Genomic DNA, 13,480 nt, shown 5'->3' on the forward strand with positions numbered 1-13,480 from the left:
GAAATGCTGAACCAAATTGGTTCTCAAAGGCTGAAGGCTATCGGCCAGGCAGCCGGCCAAAAGGTTTCCCAGCTCGACGTCAAGCGACTGAAATTGCTCGAACACTTTCCCGCGCGCTCAAACGAACTGGCCAGCAAATCTACGGGGAAGATTGCTGCGGCGCCCTCTCGCTGATTTTGCCCGACGCGTCAGCTATTTCACAGGGACCACAGAGCGCTACGCCGACAATCGACGGCTACTGTGCATGGGGTTGTTTTCGCAGTTTTAGTTTGCGAAGGGCGCGAACCGCTCGGCCACCGCGCGATAGACCTCGCGGCGGAATGGCACCACGAGATCGGCGACACGGTCGAGGCGCTCCCAGCGCCAGGCATCGAACTCGGCGGGCTGGTCGTTGCGCGGCGTCAGCGGATCGATCTCGTCGTCACGGCCGGTGAAGCGCAGCGCGAACCATTTCTGCCGCTGGCCGCGGAATTTCGCCAGCCGATGCGTCTGCGGTCCGTCATAAGGCGGGAATTCGTAAGTGAGCCAATCGGTCTCGCCGAGATAGTCGGCGCTGACGACGCTGGTCTCTTCCCACAGCTCGCGCATCGCCGCATCGCGCAAGACCTCGCCCTCGTCGACGCCGCCTTGCGGCATCTGCCAGTCGAAGCCGGGCAGGATGATCTCGGGGCCGTCGCCCTTGAAGCGGTGGCCGATCAGCACGCGGCCATCGGCATTGAACAGCGCGATCCCGACATTGGGACGGTAGGGTTTTTCATTCATCACGCGTGGGTCTCTCGTTGTCAGCCCCGTGCGATGCCTTAGCATCAAAGCCGGGATGACAATTCGAATTAGTCATCCGCAAGCGCGGCAAATTCCTTCACCACGCGCTCATAGACCGGGCGCTTGAACGGGATGATCAATTCGGGGAGGTTCTTCATCGGCTCCCAGCGCCAGCTGACGAATTCCGCCTTGTGGCCGCCGCCGGGGTTTTCGACATTGATCTCGCTGTCCTTGCCGGTGAAGCGCACCGCGAACCATTTTTGGCGCTGGCCGCGGAAGCGGCCCTTCCAGGCGCGCCCCGCGACCGTGCGCGGAATGTCGTAGATCAGCCAGTCCGGCACCTCGCCGAGCCGCTCGACCGAGCGCACGCTGGTCTCCTCATAGAGCTCGCGCCTGGCGGCGTCCCAGGTGTCCTCGCCGGGATCGACGCCGCCTTGCGGCATCTGCCAGACATGGCTCTCATCGACATGCTCGATGCCGCCGGCGCGGCGGCCGATGAACACCAGGCCCTTCGGGTTGATCAGCATCACTCCGACGCAGGTTCGGTAGGGCAGATCCTCATAACGCGCCATTCCGCCAAACCTCTCGCGTACTGCCGGCAAGGCCTGTCGGGCGTTTGGGCCCGTGCCCCACCAATTCGTTGATTTAGCTCGATTTTGATTTCAGCATCGCGGTTGTCAATGGCACCAAAAGGATACCCCGGTCGCTCAATGTCTTGATCCAGGCGCCGACCCTGTCGATGGAGACGGGCAGCGCCGAGGCGGTGCCGATGGCGACGCCGCGCTCCCGCGCGGTCGATTCCAGCTTGTTCAGGGCACGGTCGATTTCCATCGGGGTCGGCACCGCATCGAGCGCGATGTCGCCCTTGCCGAACGGCACCGCCAGGCTCGCCGTCGCCTGGGGCGCGATGCTGCGCGGCGAGGAGCCGTCGTCGAAGAAGCCGAGCCCGCGCTTGGAGGCCTCGCGGATGATCGGCTGCATCGCAGCATCGGTCGCCACGAAGCGGGCGCCCATGAAATTGGTGATGCCGGCATAGCCCTGCATCCGGCTCAGGTGCCAGTACAGCCGGTCCGTGTTCTGGTCGGCGGTGAGCGAGGTCAAGAGCGTCTGAGGCCCCGGATCGTTGTCCGGGAAATCGTAGGGCTCCATCGGGATCTGGAGGAAGATCTCGTGGCGCTGGGCGCGGGCCCGTTCGGCGAGTTTTCCCGGGTCGGAACCATAAGGCGTGAAGGCCAGCGTTACCGCGCCCGGCAGCTTCATGATGGCGTCGGTGGTCTTGGCGGCGCCGACGCCGAGGCCGCCGATCACGATGGCGACCACCGGCATTTTCGCGGCCTTGGCGCGGTCGGCATCGGCCGCATAGACGTTGAACGGCTTGAGATCGCCTGACATCACGGGGATCATGCCGTAGCGCGACTTCTCCAGCAGTTTTGGGTCGATTCCCGCCATGACGGCCGGTGCTGCGGAGGCGGCCTCGCTTTTGTCGGCAGCGTCGCCGGCACCGATCACCACGTCGTGGCGCGCACCGGTCGAGCCGTCGATCATGGTGACGGTCTTGTGCTCGCCGGAGGCGGCCTCTTTCGGCGCCTCCTTGGTCGCGTGCTTGCTGTCTTGGCCGTGCTCTTCGCCATGGCCGGCGGCGGGCTTCTCCTCGGTGGCCTTGTCAGCTCCCTTGGGGTCACGGATCGCCATCCGCGTCATCGGCTCGCCGCCAAGCGGGTCCTTGTTGAAGATGGCGAAGCCGGCAAAGGTGACCAGGAACAGGCCGAGCAGGACGGCCAGCGCCTGCATGGCGGTAAACGGCAGCCGCAGCCGGCGTTTCCGGCGCGGCTTCTCCTGTCCGAGCGGGGCGCTCAGATCATCGGCCGTTTCAGTCATGCGCGATCCCGAATCACTCACGCCGACGATACCACGGCGGGGTCAAGCGGCGGCAGGCCGGGATTGGCCGGGGATGGGGTCGTGGAGGTTCCCAAGCAAAAAGGGCGGCTCCAGGAGCCGCCCTTTTCGATCAATCGGTTGGTTGCGCTCAGTTCGCCGCCTTGGGCTTGTCGGCGGCCGCCTTGTCGGTGGTGCCGGGCGCGGGCGCTGCGGAGGCGCTGTTCTTGATGCCGTGGAGCAGATCGTCGGCGAGCTTGAGCGCCTTGTCGTCCTTGGCATCCGGCGGGACGTAGGACTGCGAGCCGGTCTTCTCGTCGCCGTCGTTCTTGAGATGGCCGCGCAGCGAGGCCTCGCCCTTGGTGTCGGTGCGGGACTTAAGCTCGTCCGGCACGTCCTGGAGCACCTCGATGTCGGGCACGATGCCCTTGGCCTGGATCGACTTGCCCGACGGCGTGTAGTAGCGCGCCGTGGTCAGGCGCAGCGCGCCGTTGCCGCTTCCGAGCGGGATGATGGTCTGCACCGAGCCCTTGCCGAACGAGCGCGTGCCGACGATGGTCGCGCGCTTGTGGTCCTGCAGTGCGCCGGCGACGATTTCGGACGCCGAGGCCGAGCCTCCGTTGACCAGCACGATGACCGGCTTGCCCTTGGTCAGATCGCCCGCATGCGCGGTGCGGCGCTGGGTCTCCTCGGCGTTGCGGCCGCGGGTCGACACGATCTCGCCCTTCTCCAGGAACGAGTCCGACACAGTGACCGCTTCCTCGAGCAGGCCGCCTGGATTGTTGCGGAGGTCGATGACGTAGCCCTTGAGCTTGTCGCCGATCTGATTCGAGAGGTTCGCGACCTCCTTCTTCAGGCCTTCGGTGGTCTGCTCGTTGAAGGTGGTAATGCGGATGTAGGCGATGTCGTCGGCCTCGACGCGCGCGCGCACCGAGCGGACGCGGATGTTGTCGCGCACCAGCGTGACGTCGATCGGATTGTCCTGGCCCTTGCGGACGATCTTGAGCTTGATCTTGGTGTTGACGGGCCCGCGCATCTTCTCGACCGCCTGGTTCAGGGTCAGACCCTGCACCGCCTCGTCGTCGAGATTGGTGATGATGTCGTTGGCCATGATTCCGGCGCGCGAGGCCGGCGTGTCGTCGATCGGCGAGACCACCTTGATCAGGCCGTCCTCCATCGTGACCTCGATGCCGAGGCCGCCGAACTCGCCGCGGGTCTGCACCTGCATGTCGCGGAAGCTCTTGGCGTCCATGTAGCTCGAATGCGGATCGAGGCCGGAGAGCATGCCGCTGATGGCGGATTCGATCAGCTTGGTGTCATCCGGCTTCTCGACATAGTCGGAGCGCACGCGCTCGAAGACGTCGCCGAACAGATTGAGCTGGCGATAGGTGTCCGCGGTCGCGGCTCGCGCGCTGGAGCCCATGAACACCGCGCGCGGCTGGGTCACGAACAGCGTCAGCGCCGCACCGGTGGCCGCGCTGAGGAGGATAACTGAAGTCTTGCGCATCATCCGCGAACCTTCTCGCCTTCATTTGCGGCCCACCATGGGCCTGGATCGATTGGAGTGCCGTCTTTGCGGAACTCGACATACAGAACAGGTTGACTCGCGTTGGTGGCGAGAATGGAGGCGACTTGAGATGTCGACCCCATGGTCGCGACCGGCTCCCCCGTGAGCACAAACTGTCCGATGTTTACCGAAATGCGCTCCATCCCGGCGATCAGGACATGATACCCGCCCCCGGCATTGAGGATCAAGAGTTGTCCATAGCTGCGGAAGGGGCCGGCATAGACCACCCAGCCGTCACACGGCGTTGTGACCTGGGATCCGGGGCGGGTCGCCAGCGAAATGCCCTTCTGGACCCCGCCGAGCCCGTCGGAACCACCAAAGTCCCTGATCTTGTTACCGTTAACCGGCAGCGGCAGGAGGCCCTTGGCCGCGGCAAAGGCGATCGCCGGGGTGGTCCGGGAACGGTCCTTGAAAACGGCCGGGCCGGACTTGGCGCTGGCGGCCGCGTTTGCCGCTGCCTTGGCCTCGGCCGCCTTTTCAGCCGCCTTGGCCGCGCTTTGCAGGTCCTGCTCCATCTTGGTGATCAGGCCCTGAAGATCGCCGACCTGCCTTGACAGCGCGATCGCGCGAGAATTCTCGGCGTCGAGGTCCTTTTCCCGCGACGATTGCTGGCGCTGCCGCTCGTCGACGAGCGCGGTGAGCCGGATCTGGTCGTTGCGGATCTTGTCGCGGTCGGCAGCGAGCTGGTCGCGCTCGCCGGCGATATTCTTGCGCAAGGAAACGAGCTCGCCGAGCTCGCCCGCGATGGTCTCGGCGCGGCTGCGCAATTCCGGTACGACGGCGCCGAGCAGCATCGCCGTACGCAGCGATTGCAGCGCATCCTCGGGCCGCACCAAAAGCGCCGGCGGAGTACGCCGGCCCGCGCGCTGCAAGGCCGCCAGAACCTCGACGATGTCGGCGCGGCGCGAATCAAGCGAAGCGCGCATCTCCTGCTCGCGAGCGTTGAGCGTTTTCAGCCGCGCTTCGGCTTCGTCGACCTTGGTCTCGACGGTGCGGACATTGGCGGCAGTGTCGATCAGCTGCTGATTGAGCTGGGTGCGATCCTGGCCGAGCGAGGTGATCTCGGCCTTGAGCTTGGCTTGGGCCTCCGCGGCGCTCTTCTGACTCGCGCGCGCAGCCTCGAGCTCCTGCTCGCGCTGCTTGATCGCGTCGGGCGAGATGGCCGCGGCTTGCTGCGCCGGCGTCGGAGCTTGCGCGAGGCTTTCTTCAGCGAAGAGGCTTGCGCCGGCGCAGCTTGCCATCAGCAACAAATTGAAAATCGGCGCTCGCATCGCTTTAGGCAAAGGTGCTCGTTGTGGCGCGTATCACGCGCGGTGATAGGGGTGGCCGGCCAGAATGGTGGCGGCCCGATACAGCTGTTCCAGAAGCATGACGCGGACCATTTGATGCGGCCAGGTCGCAGAGCCGAACGCGATCGCGAGCTTGGCCTTACGGCGCAATTCGGGCGAAAGTCCGTCCGCCCCTCCGATCACGAAGATAGTATGACCGGCGCCCTCGTCGCGCCAGCGCCCGAGATGCCGTGCGAATACGGTGGAATCGAGATTTTGTCCGCGCTCGTCCAGCGCCACCAGGATCGATTTGTCGGGAATATGCGCGGAGATCGCCGCGGCCTCTTCGGCCATCCGGGTCGCCGCGTCGCGCGCGCGGCTTTCGGGAAGTTCGTGGATGGCGAGCTCGCGGAATCCGAGCTTGCGGCCGGCTTCGTCGAACCGCTCGAAATAGCGGTCGGCAAGCTCCCGTTCGGGGCCCTGCTTCAGCCGGCCCACCGCAATGACAGCAACACGCATGATGTGTTCAGAGTCGTGCTTTCAAGATCGCGCGCATCCCGCGCGCGCACGACGCTAGCATGCGCGTCAGCCGATTCGAAATCGGCCAGCAGCCTTTAGGAACGCGCTTAGATCGCCTTCGCCGCCCCTGGGCCCTGCGTGTACAATCTTTCCAGATTGTAGAACTCACGGACCTCGGGTCTGAACACGTGCACGATCACATCGCCGGAATCGATCAGCACCCAGTCGCAATTGGGCAAGCCCTCGACATGGATGTTCTTGATGCCGGTTTCCTTGAGGCTCTTCGTGACGTTCTCCGCGATCGCGCCAACGTGCCGGTTCACGCGGCCGGAGGTGACGATCATGTAGTCGGAGTATGCCGATTTGCCGCGAAGGTCGATGGTGACCGTCTCTTCCGCCTTCATGTCCTCGAGGCGGGAGAGGATCAGGCTCAGCGTCTTGTCGGCGTCGGGTTGCGCCTTCAAGGCCGCAGCTTGGGTCGATGTTTTACGCGTCGGTTTCGTAGCCTTGGGTAAAACAGACTTCGTTGAAGCTGACTTGGACAATACAGACGTGGCCAGGGACCATTCCTTTCACTGTATCGCGAAGGCCGAATCCGGCCCTCGCTGGTTACACTACATCATGTGGGGTTAAGGGTTTCAATATGCCAGAGAGACCCAAAACCCCGCACTGCGTCTCACTTCGTACCTTTCCAGCTCCCGTCCGGGTTCCGTAAACCCGTCGAGGAGAGATTCAGCTTCATTCCGGTCAGGAAGACCCAGGCCGGCGCGGGCTGATCCGCAAGCAATGCTGCCTTATTCTCTGGCAAGCGAAAGCGCGAAAGCGCCTGGGCGGCGGGCGAGGCAAGGGCGCGAAAACTCTGCGGCGGGCGATCGATGACCGCAAGCGGCACCTGGTCGGCGATGCGCCGCCAGTGCTGCCAACGATGGAATTGAGCGAGGTTGTCGGCGCCCATAATCCAGACAAAGCGCAAGCCCGAGAGGCGGCGGCGCAAGGTGTTGATCGTGTCGATAGTATAGCGTGTACGAATGACGGATTCGAGACAGCTCACCTCGATCCTGGAATCGTTGGCGACATCGCGCGCGGCCTGCATGCGCTCGCCGAGCTCATGCAGCGTGCCGTTCTCCTTCAGTGGATTGCCTGGCGTCACCAGCCACCACACGCGATCGAGTTGAAGCCGTTTCAGCGCGAACTGGCTGATCGCGCGATGGGCCTGGTGCGGCGGATTGAACGAGCCGCCGAGCAGGCCGATGCGCATGCCTTCGGTGTAGGGCGGTATGGCCTGCGCGAAGAAACGTGGCGCGACGAAATTGTTACTCAATGTCCGCGCCTCGCATCGTTACCTACGGTCGCGTCTGTCCTGTGCCGTGAACGCGATATTTGAAGCTCGTCAACTGCTCGGCGCCGACAGGACCGCGGGCGTGAAATCGGCCGGTGGCGATGCCGATCTCGGCGCCGAAGCCGAACTCGCCGCCGTCGGCGAACTGTGTCGAGGCGTTGTGCAGCACGATCGCGGAATCGACCTCGCTGAGGAATTTCCTCGCCGCAGCCTGATCCTCGCTCACGATCGCATCGGTGTGCTGCGAGCCGTGGGTCTGGATATGCGCGATCGCGCCGTCGACGCCGTCGACCACTTTCGCTGCGATGATCGCGTCGAGATATTCGGTGTCCCAATCGTCGTCATTTGCAGGTTTTACGCGCGCATCAGTCTCTTGCACCACCTCGTCGCCGCGGACTTCGCAGCCGGCCTCGATCAGCATCTCGACCAGCGGCTTCAGGGTCTTCGCGGCAGCGGCGCGATCGACCAGCAGCGTCTCGGCCGCGCCGCAGACGCCGGTGCGGCGCATCTTGGCGTTGAGCACGATCGACTTCGCCATGGCGAGGTCGGCGCTGGCGTCGACATAGACGTGGTTGACGCCTTCGAGATGCGCGAACACCGGCACGCGCGCCTCCTGCTCGACGCGCGCGACGAGGCTCTTGCCGCCGCGCGGCACGATGACGTCGATGGCGCCGTTCAATCCTGAGAGCATCATGCCGACCGCTGCGCGATCGCGTGTCGGCACCAGCGTGATGGCGGCTTCGGGCAGGCCGGCTTCGCGCAGGCCCTGCACCAGGCATTCATGGATGGCGCGGCACGAGCGGAAACTATCCGAGCCGCCGCGCAGGATCACGGCATTGCCGGACTTCAGGCACAGCACGCCGGCATCCGCCGCAACGTTTGGCCTGCTCTCAAAGATCACGCCGACGACGCCGAGCGGGACGCGCACGCGCTCGATGGTCATGCCGTTCGGCCGCTGCCAGCGCTCGGTGACGACCCCGATCGGATCGGCGATGCCGCGCACGATGCCGACGCCGTCGGCCATCGACTCAACCCGCGCCGGCGTCAGCGTCAGGCGATCGATGAAGGACGCCGTCATGTTGCTCGCCGCGCGGGCCTCGGCGACATCCTCGGCATTGGCGGCGAGAATCGCGGCCGAGTTCGCACGGATCGCCCGCTCCATGGCCTCCAGCGCCCGGTTCTTCTGCTCCGGCGGCGCCAGCGCCAGCACGCGCGCGGCAGCGCGGGCTTTGGCTGCGAGATCGGACATCAGCGCCAAGAGATCGGCGGTTCGATCGGCATTGCCGTCAACGGCTTTGAGGGGGGCGGCCATGGGAGTTCAACCTTCTGCTAAGGCGGTGTCCTAGCACGGAAATCCCGCTTTTGCGAAGGGTGGGGAGGGTATGGCAGGGGTCCGCTTCGTGCCGACAGGTCGGCCAATGGCCCGGTTGTGCCAGAGGCCGGACTGGAGCTTGCGGGCAGCTCAAATATCAATAAGTATCATTATCTGATAACGGAGCTTCCCATGGCGAGCAGCTACAGCATTGGCAAGCATTTCGAGGACCTGATCGACAATCTGGTCGAAAGCGGCCGCTACGCTACCGCGAGCGAGGTCATGCGCGAAGGCTTGCGCCTCGTCGAGGAGCGTGAAGAGCAGCGCAAGCTCAAGCTGGAGGCGCTGCGGGAAGAAATCCAGAAGGGGTTTGACAGCGGGCCGATGGAAGAGGTCGGCGATATCCATGAGTGGCTCGAAGATGTAAAGGCGCGGGGACGGCAACGATTGGCCGCGCGGAAACGTGGCAAATAGGCTTCGCAAGGCCTCACAAGCTGATCTCGATCTCGATTCGATCTGGGACTTCATCTCCGCTGACAGCGTTCGCGCCGCCGACAAGCAGATCGCACGCATCGGAGAGGTATTCGAAATGCTAGTGGTCAATCCGCTGGCCGGGCGCGAACGTCGAGAACTGCGCGCAAATCTGCGCAGCTTCCCCGTCGGCAATTACGTGATCTTCTATGTCCCGTTGCCCGACGGCGTTGAGATCATCCGTGTCATGCACGGCCGCCAGGATATCGGCTCCGACGACATGCAATGGCATTGTCGGCTTACCCGCCGACCACCAGATCGTCGCGGTGGATCATCTCGGACCGGCCGCTGATGCCGAGGATGAGCATCACGTCCGGCGACGAGCGGCCCTTGATCCGCTCGGCGACCTCGGCGTCATAGGCAATCAGGCCGCGGCCGATCTCGCTGGTGTCGGGGCCGCGCACGATCACGGCGTCGCCGCGGGCGAACTGGCCCTCGACCTTGATCACGCCGGCCGGCAGCAGGCTGGCGCCGGCGCGCAGCGCCGTCACCGCGCCGGCATCGATGGTCAGCGTGCCCTTCGGCTCCAGCGTGCCCGCGATCCAGCGCTTGCGCGATGTGATGGGATTGGCCGGGGTCAGGAACCAGGTGCAGCGGCCGCCATCGGCGATCGCCTGCAAGGGATGCTCGATCTTGCCGGAAGCGATCAGCATATGCGTGCCGCCGGTGGTCGCGATCTTGGCGGCCTCGACCTTGGTGCGCATGCCGCCGCGCGAGAGCTCGGACTCGGCGTCGCCCGCCACCGCCTCGATCTCCGAGGAGATGCTCTCGACCACGGGAATGAGCTTTGCGTTCGGATTGTTCTTCGGCGGGGCGTCGTAGAGCCCGTCGATGTCGGAGAGCAGCACCAGCAAATCCGCGCTCGCCATGGTGGCGACGCGCGCGGCGAGGCGGTCATTGTCGCCGTAGCGGATCTCGTTGGTGGCGACCGTGTCGTTCTCGTTGATCACAGGGATCGCGCGCCATTCCAGAAGCTTGCCGATGGTGGAGCGCGCATTGAGATAGCGGCGACGTTCCTCGGTGTCCTGGAGCGTCACCAAAATCTGTCCGGCGCCGATGCCGTGGGCGCCGAGCACCTCCGACCAGATCCGCGCCAGCGCGATCTGGCCGACGGCGGCCGCCGCCTGGCTCTCCTCCAGCTTCAGCGGCCCGCGCGGCAGCTTGAGCCGGCTGCGGCCGAGTGCGATCGAGCCGGACGAAACGACGAGGACGTCGCGGCCCTCGCGGTGCAGCCTGGCCATGTCGTCGGCGAGCGCGGCCAGCCACGACGAACGCACCTCGCCTTTGTCGGAATCCACCAGCAGCGCGGAGCCGACCTTGACGACGATGCGGCGGAATTGACTGAGTTCGGGGCTGGCCATGTGTGTATGTTTTGGCGCTGAGGTTGCGAATTGATCGAGAAACGGCGGAGCGACAGGCGGCGCCGATAGGTCTGCTTTTGCAGCAGGATCATGCCCGGCGCAAGGCAGCCCGCATGGTAAACGCCACCAATGTCGGCCTTGTGTCGCGTGCCCGGCTGGCTCTAATGGCCGCCAACGATAATGGGCCGAAAGAGGAAACGAATGGATCGCCGTAACTTCATCGCCGGATGTTTCGGTCTGCCGCTGCTGGCGCAGGCAGGCGAGGCACAAGCGCAGGCCGGATTGACAAAGATCATCTTTCCGTTCGCAGCGGGGGCGGGCGGTGACACGCTGTGCCGGCTGATCGCGCAGGAGATGGCCCCGGTGCTGCAACGGACCATCGTGGTCGAAAACCGCACCGGCGGCGACGGGCTGATCGGCATCAAGGCGGTGAAGGGGGCCAGCCCCGACGGCAGCATGGTGCTGGTGACGACAGGCCCGACGATGTACCTGCTGCCGATGGTAGAGAGCACGCCGAGCTTCGATACGGCGAAGGATTTTATGCCGGTGTCGCTGCTGGCGCGGTTCGAATTCGCGCTGGTGGTTGGACCGGCGATGGATGTTGCGGATTTCAAGGGATTTGTCGCCTGGCTGAAGGCACATCCGGACAAGACGTCGTTCGGGGTGCCGAGCAACGGCACGATCCCGCATTTCATGGGCTCCAAGCTCGAGAAGGATCTCGGTATTCCCTTGACCCGCGTGCCCTATCGCGGCAGCGCGCCGATCCTCAACGACATCATCGGGGGCCATATCTCGTTCGGCATCACCACGCTGGCCGATGCGCTGCCGCAGCACCGCGCCGAGGGCGTCAAGATCATCGCGGTGTCGAGCGCGGAGCGCTCGCGGTTCGCGCCTGAAGTCCCGACGCTGAAGGAGACCGGCATCGATCTCGTCGCTGATGCCTGGTACGGCATGTGGCTCCCCGCCGGCAGTCCGCCGGAATTCGCCAGTAAGCTCGGCGCCGCCGCGAGCGCGGCGCTCGCCAAGCCGGAGGTGAAGGAGAAGCTGACAGCGATCGGGCTGATTCCGGTCGGCAGCGGCGCAGATGGACTGACCAAGGAGCTCGCCGCGAACACGGCGTTCTGGCAGCCGATCGTGAAGGCGACGGGGTATAAGATCGAGAATTAGCCTCTGCTCGTATCAAACACTCCGTCGTCACGGCCGGGCTTGTCCCGGCCATCCACGCACATCCGCGATTGCCGCAAGACGTGGATGCCCGGGTCAGGCCCGGGCATGACGAGCCGGGAGCACTTCGCCCCTCACTCACATCTTCGCGCGCTGGGCGATGCCGTCCTTGATCGCCGCGAGCTCGGCCTCGTCCCAGATGCCGATCAAGATGCCGCCCTTCACCTGGAGCTGGTTGTCGGCGTAGTTCGAGATCTTCTCGCGGGGCGTGGTGATGTGGTCGTTCGGATGCAGCGCCCAATCGAATAGTTCGGCCTGAAGGCGCGCGATGATGCCGGCGCATTGGGGATCGTCGCCGCGATCCAGAAACTCGTCCGGATCGGTTTCGAGATCGTACAGCATCGGACGGAAGCCGGAGGCGTGGATGTATTTCCAGCGGCCGTCGAACACCATGAACAGGCGGCAGCGCTCGATCGGCTGGTTCAGCTTCAGCCGCACGTCCTGCATGGCGTAGTCGTATTCGGAGAACGCGACCTTGCGCCAATCCCCCGGCGGCGTCGGGCCGCGCAGCAGCGGCAGCAATGAACGGCCTTCGAGGATGTGGTCCGGCACCTTGCCGCCGAAATAATCGACGAAGGTCGGCGCGAGATCGATGCCCTCGACCAAAGCATCGCTGCGCGTGCCGCGCGTCGCGTCTGCCTCTTTCGAGGGGTCGATGACGATCAGCGGAATCTTGGCCGATTGCTCGTGGAACAGGTCCTTCTCGCCCATCCAGTGATCGCCGAGATAATCGCCATGATCGGAGGTGAACACGATCATGGTTGTTTCCAGAAGGTCGCGCTCTTCCAGAAACTTCATCAGTACGCCGATCTGGTCGTCGATCTGGGTGATCAGGCCCATATAGGTCGGGATCACCTTCTCGCGGGCATCGTCACGCGCCATGTTGCGGGAGTAGCGCATGTCCATATAGGCGCCGAACACCGGATGCGGGTTTTGCCGCTCGCGGTCGGAGCGGATCACCGGGATCATGTCATCGGTCGAATACATGCTGGCGTAGGGCTCGGGCGCGATGTAGGGCCAGTGCGGCTTGATGTAGGACAGATGCAGGCACCATGGCCTGCCGTCGTTCTCGGCCTCGCTGATGAAGTCCATCGCGCGCCGCGTCATGTAGGGCGTCTCGGAATGTTCCTCCGGCACGCGCGCGGCCTTGTCGGCGTGCACCAGCAGCCAGCCGTTCTGAAGCGAGCCGTCCTCCGCCGCGCCTGAATTGGCCCAGTGCTCCCAGGGATTGGTGGCTTCAAATCCCTGCTGGCGCAGATACTCGTCGTATTTCGGTCGTGGGCGGCCGGTCGGGTGCAGGCCGTCGTCGCGCTCGTAGGGCTCAAAGCCGCATTCGGCGACGTGCACGCCGATCATCGATTCCGGCGGAATGCCGAGCGCCTTCATGCCTTCGAGATCGGGCGCCATGTGGGTCTTGCCGACCAGCACGTTGCGCACGCCGATTTTTTTCAGATGATCGCCGAGCGTGGGCTCGCCGACGCGCAGCGGCCAGCCGTTCCAGTGCGAGCCGTGCGAGCGCATGTAGCGCCCGGTGTAGAATGACATCCGCGACGGGCCGCAGATCGGCGATTGCACATAGGCTTTGGTGAACAGCACGCCGCGCTTCGCCATGGCGTCGATGTTCGGGGTCTTAAGCCGGGGATGGCCGGTGCAGCCGAGATAATCATAGCGAAGCTGGTCGCACATGATCCAGAGAACGTTCCTCGCGCGCGCCATGCGTCA

15 protein-coding genes are annotated in these 13,480 nt (G+C 64.6%); 4 read left to right on the forward strand and 11 right to left on the reverse strand.

The window, feature by feature from the left end:
- Window positions 1-3 precede the first annotated feature (3 nt).
- Window positions 4-174: a hypothetical protein gene (locus IC761_RS02005; protein WP_195801649.1), complete on the forward strand. Its 171-nt coding sequence runs from the start codon at window positions 4-6 to the stop codon at window positions 172-174.
- A gap of 90 nt (window positions 175-264) precedes the next feature.
- Here IC761_RS02005 and IC761_RS02010 read toward each other — a convergent pair whose 3' ends face one another.
- From IC761_RS02010 to IC761_RS02050, 9 genes are all read right to left on the reverse strand, one after another.
- Window positions 265-765: an RNA pyrophosphohydrolase gene (locus IC761_RS02010; RefSeq protein WP_195801650.1), complete on the reverse strand. Its 501-nt coding sequence runs from the start codon at window positions 763-765 to the stop codon at window positions 265-267.
- A gap of 65 nt (window positions 766-830) precedes the next feature.
- On the reverse strand, window positions 831-1,334 hold the full coding sequence (locus IC761_RS02015; protein WP_195801651.1) for an RNA pyrophosphohydrolase: 504 nt from the start codon (window positions 1,332-1,334) through the stop codon (window positions 831-833).
- Window positions 1,335-1,407: 73 nt separating this feature from the next.
- Window positions 1,408-2,640 carry a divergent polysaccharide deacetylase family protein gene (locus IC761_RS02020; RefSeq protein WP_195801652.1) on the reverse strand — a complete coding sequence of 411 codons (1,233 nt, stop codon included), beginning with the start codon at window positions 2,638-2,640 and terminating at the stop codon, window positions 1,408-1,410.
- Window positions 2,641-2,788: 148 nt separating this feature from the next.
- Window positions 2,789-4,147: a S41 family peptidase gene (locus IC761_RS02025; protein ID WP_195801653.1), complete on the reverse strand. Its 1,359-nt coding sequence runs from the start codon at window positions 4,145-4,147 to the stop codon at window positions 2,789-2,791.
- Complete coding sequence (locus IC761_RS02030; RefSeq protein WP_195801654.1) at window positions 4,144-5,475, reverse strand: murein hydrolase activator EnvC family protein; 1,332 nt, start codon at window positions 5,473-5,475, stop codon at window positions 4,144-4,146. The genes IC761_RS02025 and IC761_RS02030 overlap by 4 nt, the downstream gene beginning before the upstream one ends.
- Window positions 5,476-5,508: 33 nt before the next feature.
- Window positions 5,509-5,991 (reverse strand): 23S rRNA (pseudouridine(1915)-N(3))-methyltransferase RlmH, encoded by a 483-nt coding sequence (gene rlmH / locus IC761_RS02035; RefSeq protein WP_195801655.1) that lies wholly within the window; start codon window positions 5,989-5,991, stop codon window positions 5,509-5,511.
- 107 nt (window positions 5,992-6,098) lie between these two features.
- Window positions 6,099-6,455 (reverse strand): ribosome silencing factor, encoded by a 357-nt coding sequence (gene rsfS, locus IC761_RS02040; protein ID WP_195801656.1) that lies wholly within the window; start codon window positions 6,453-6,455, stop codon window positions 6,099-6,101.
- Between the two features lie 212 nt (window positions 6,456-6,667).
- A complete protein-coding gene (locus tag IC761_RS02045; RefSeq protein WP_195801657.1) occupies window positions 6,668-7,312 on the reverse strand; it encodes a nicotinate-nucleotide adenylyltransferase in 645 nt (214 codons plus the stop codon).
- Between the two features lie 22 nt (window positions 7,313-7,334).
- Window positions 7,335-8,642 (reverse strand): glutamate-5-semialdehyde dehydrogenase, encoded by a 1,308-nt coding sequence (locus IC761_RS02050; protein ID WP_195801658.1) that lies wholly within the window; start codon window positions 8,640-8,642, stop codon window positions 7,335-7,337.
- Window positions 8,643-8,834: 192 nt separating this feature from the next.
- Between IC761_RS02050 and IC761_RS02055 the strand changes: the two genes are divergently transcribed.
- Together IC761_RS02055 and IC761_RS02060 are read left to right on the forward strand one after the other, a co-directional pair.
- Entirely contained in the window at window positions 8,835-9,116 is a 282-nt protein-coding gene (locus IC761_RS02055) for a type II toxin-antitoxin system ParD family antitoxin (RefSeq protein ID WP_195801659.1), read from the forward strand.
- Window positions 9,106-9,465: a type II toxin-antitoxin system RelE/ParE family toxin gene (locus tag IC761_RS02060; protein WP_195801660.1), complete on the forward strand. Its 360-nt coding sequence runs from the start codon at window positions 9,106-9,108 to the stop codon at window positions 9,463-9,465. The genes IC761_RS02055 and IC761_RS02060 overlap by 11 nt, the downstream gene beginning before the upstream one ends.
- Here the strand turns inward: IC761_RS02060 and proB are convergent.
- Window positions 9,413-10,534: a glutamate 5-kinase gene (proB, locus tag IC761_RS02065; RefSeq protein WP_195801661.1), complete on the reverse strand. Its 1,122-nt coding sequence runs from the start codon at window positions 10,532-10,534 to the stop codon at window positions 9,413-9,415. The genes IC761_RS02060 and proB overlap by 53 nt on opposite strands.
- A 201-nt stretch (window positions 10,535-10,735) precedes the next feature.
- On the opposite strand from proB, the gene IC761_RS02070 reads away from it, so the two are divergent.
- Window positions 10,736-11,701: a Bug family tripartite tricarboxylate transporter substrate binding protein gene (locus IC761_RS02070; protein WP_195801662.1), complete on the forward strand. Its 966-nt coding sequence runs from the start codon at window positions 10,736-10,738 to the stop codon at window positions 11,699-11,701.
- A 135-nt stretch (window positions 11,702-11,836) separates the two neighbouring features.
- Here the strand turns inward: IC761_RS02070 and IC761_RS02075 are convergent, their stop codons facing one another.
- Window positions 11,837-13,474: an alkaline phosphatase family protein gene (locus IC761_RS02075; protein ID WP_195801663.1), complete on the reverse strand. Its 1,638-nt coding sequence runs from the start codon at window positions 13,472-13,474 to the stop codon at window positions 11,837-11,839.
- Window positions 13,475-13,480 lie beyond the last annotated feature (6 nt).

It is taken from the genome of Bradyrhizobium commune (genome assembly GCF_015624505.1).
GTDB classification, from domain to species: domain Bacteria; phylum Pseudomonadota; class Alphaproteobacteria; order Rhizobiales; family Xanthobacteraceae; genus Bradyrhizobium; species Bradyrhizobium commune.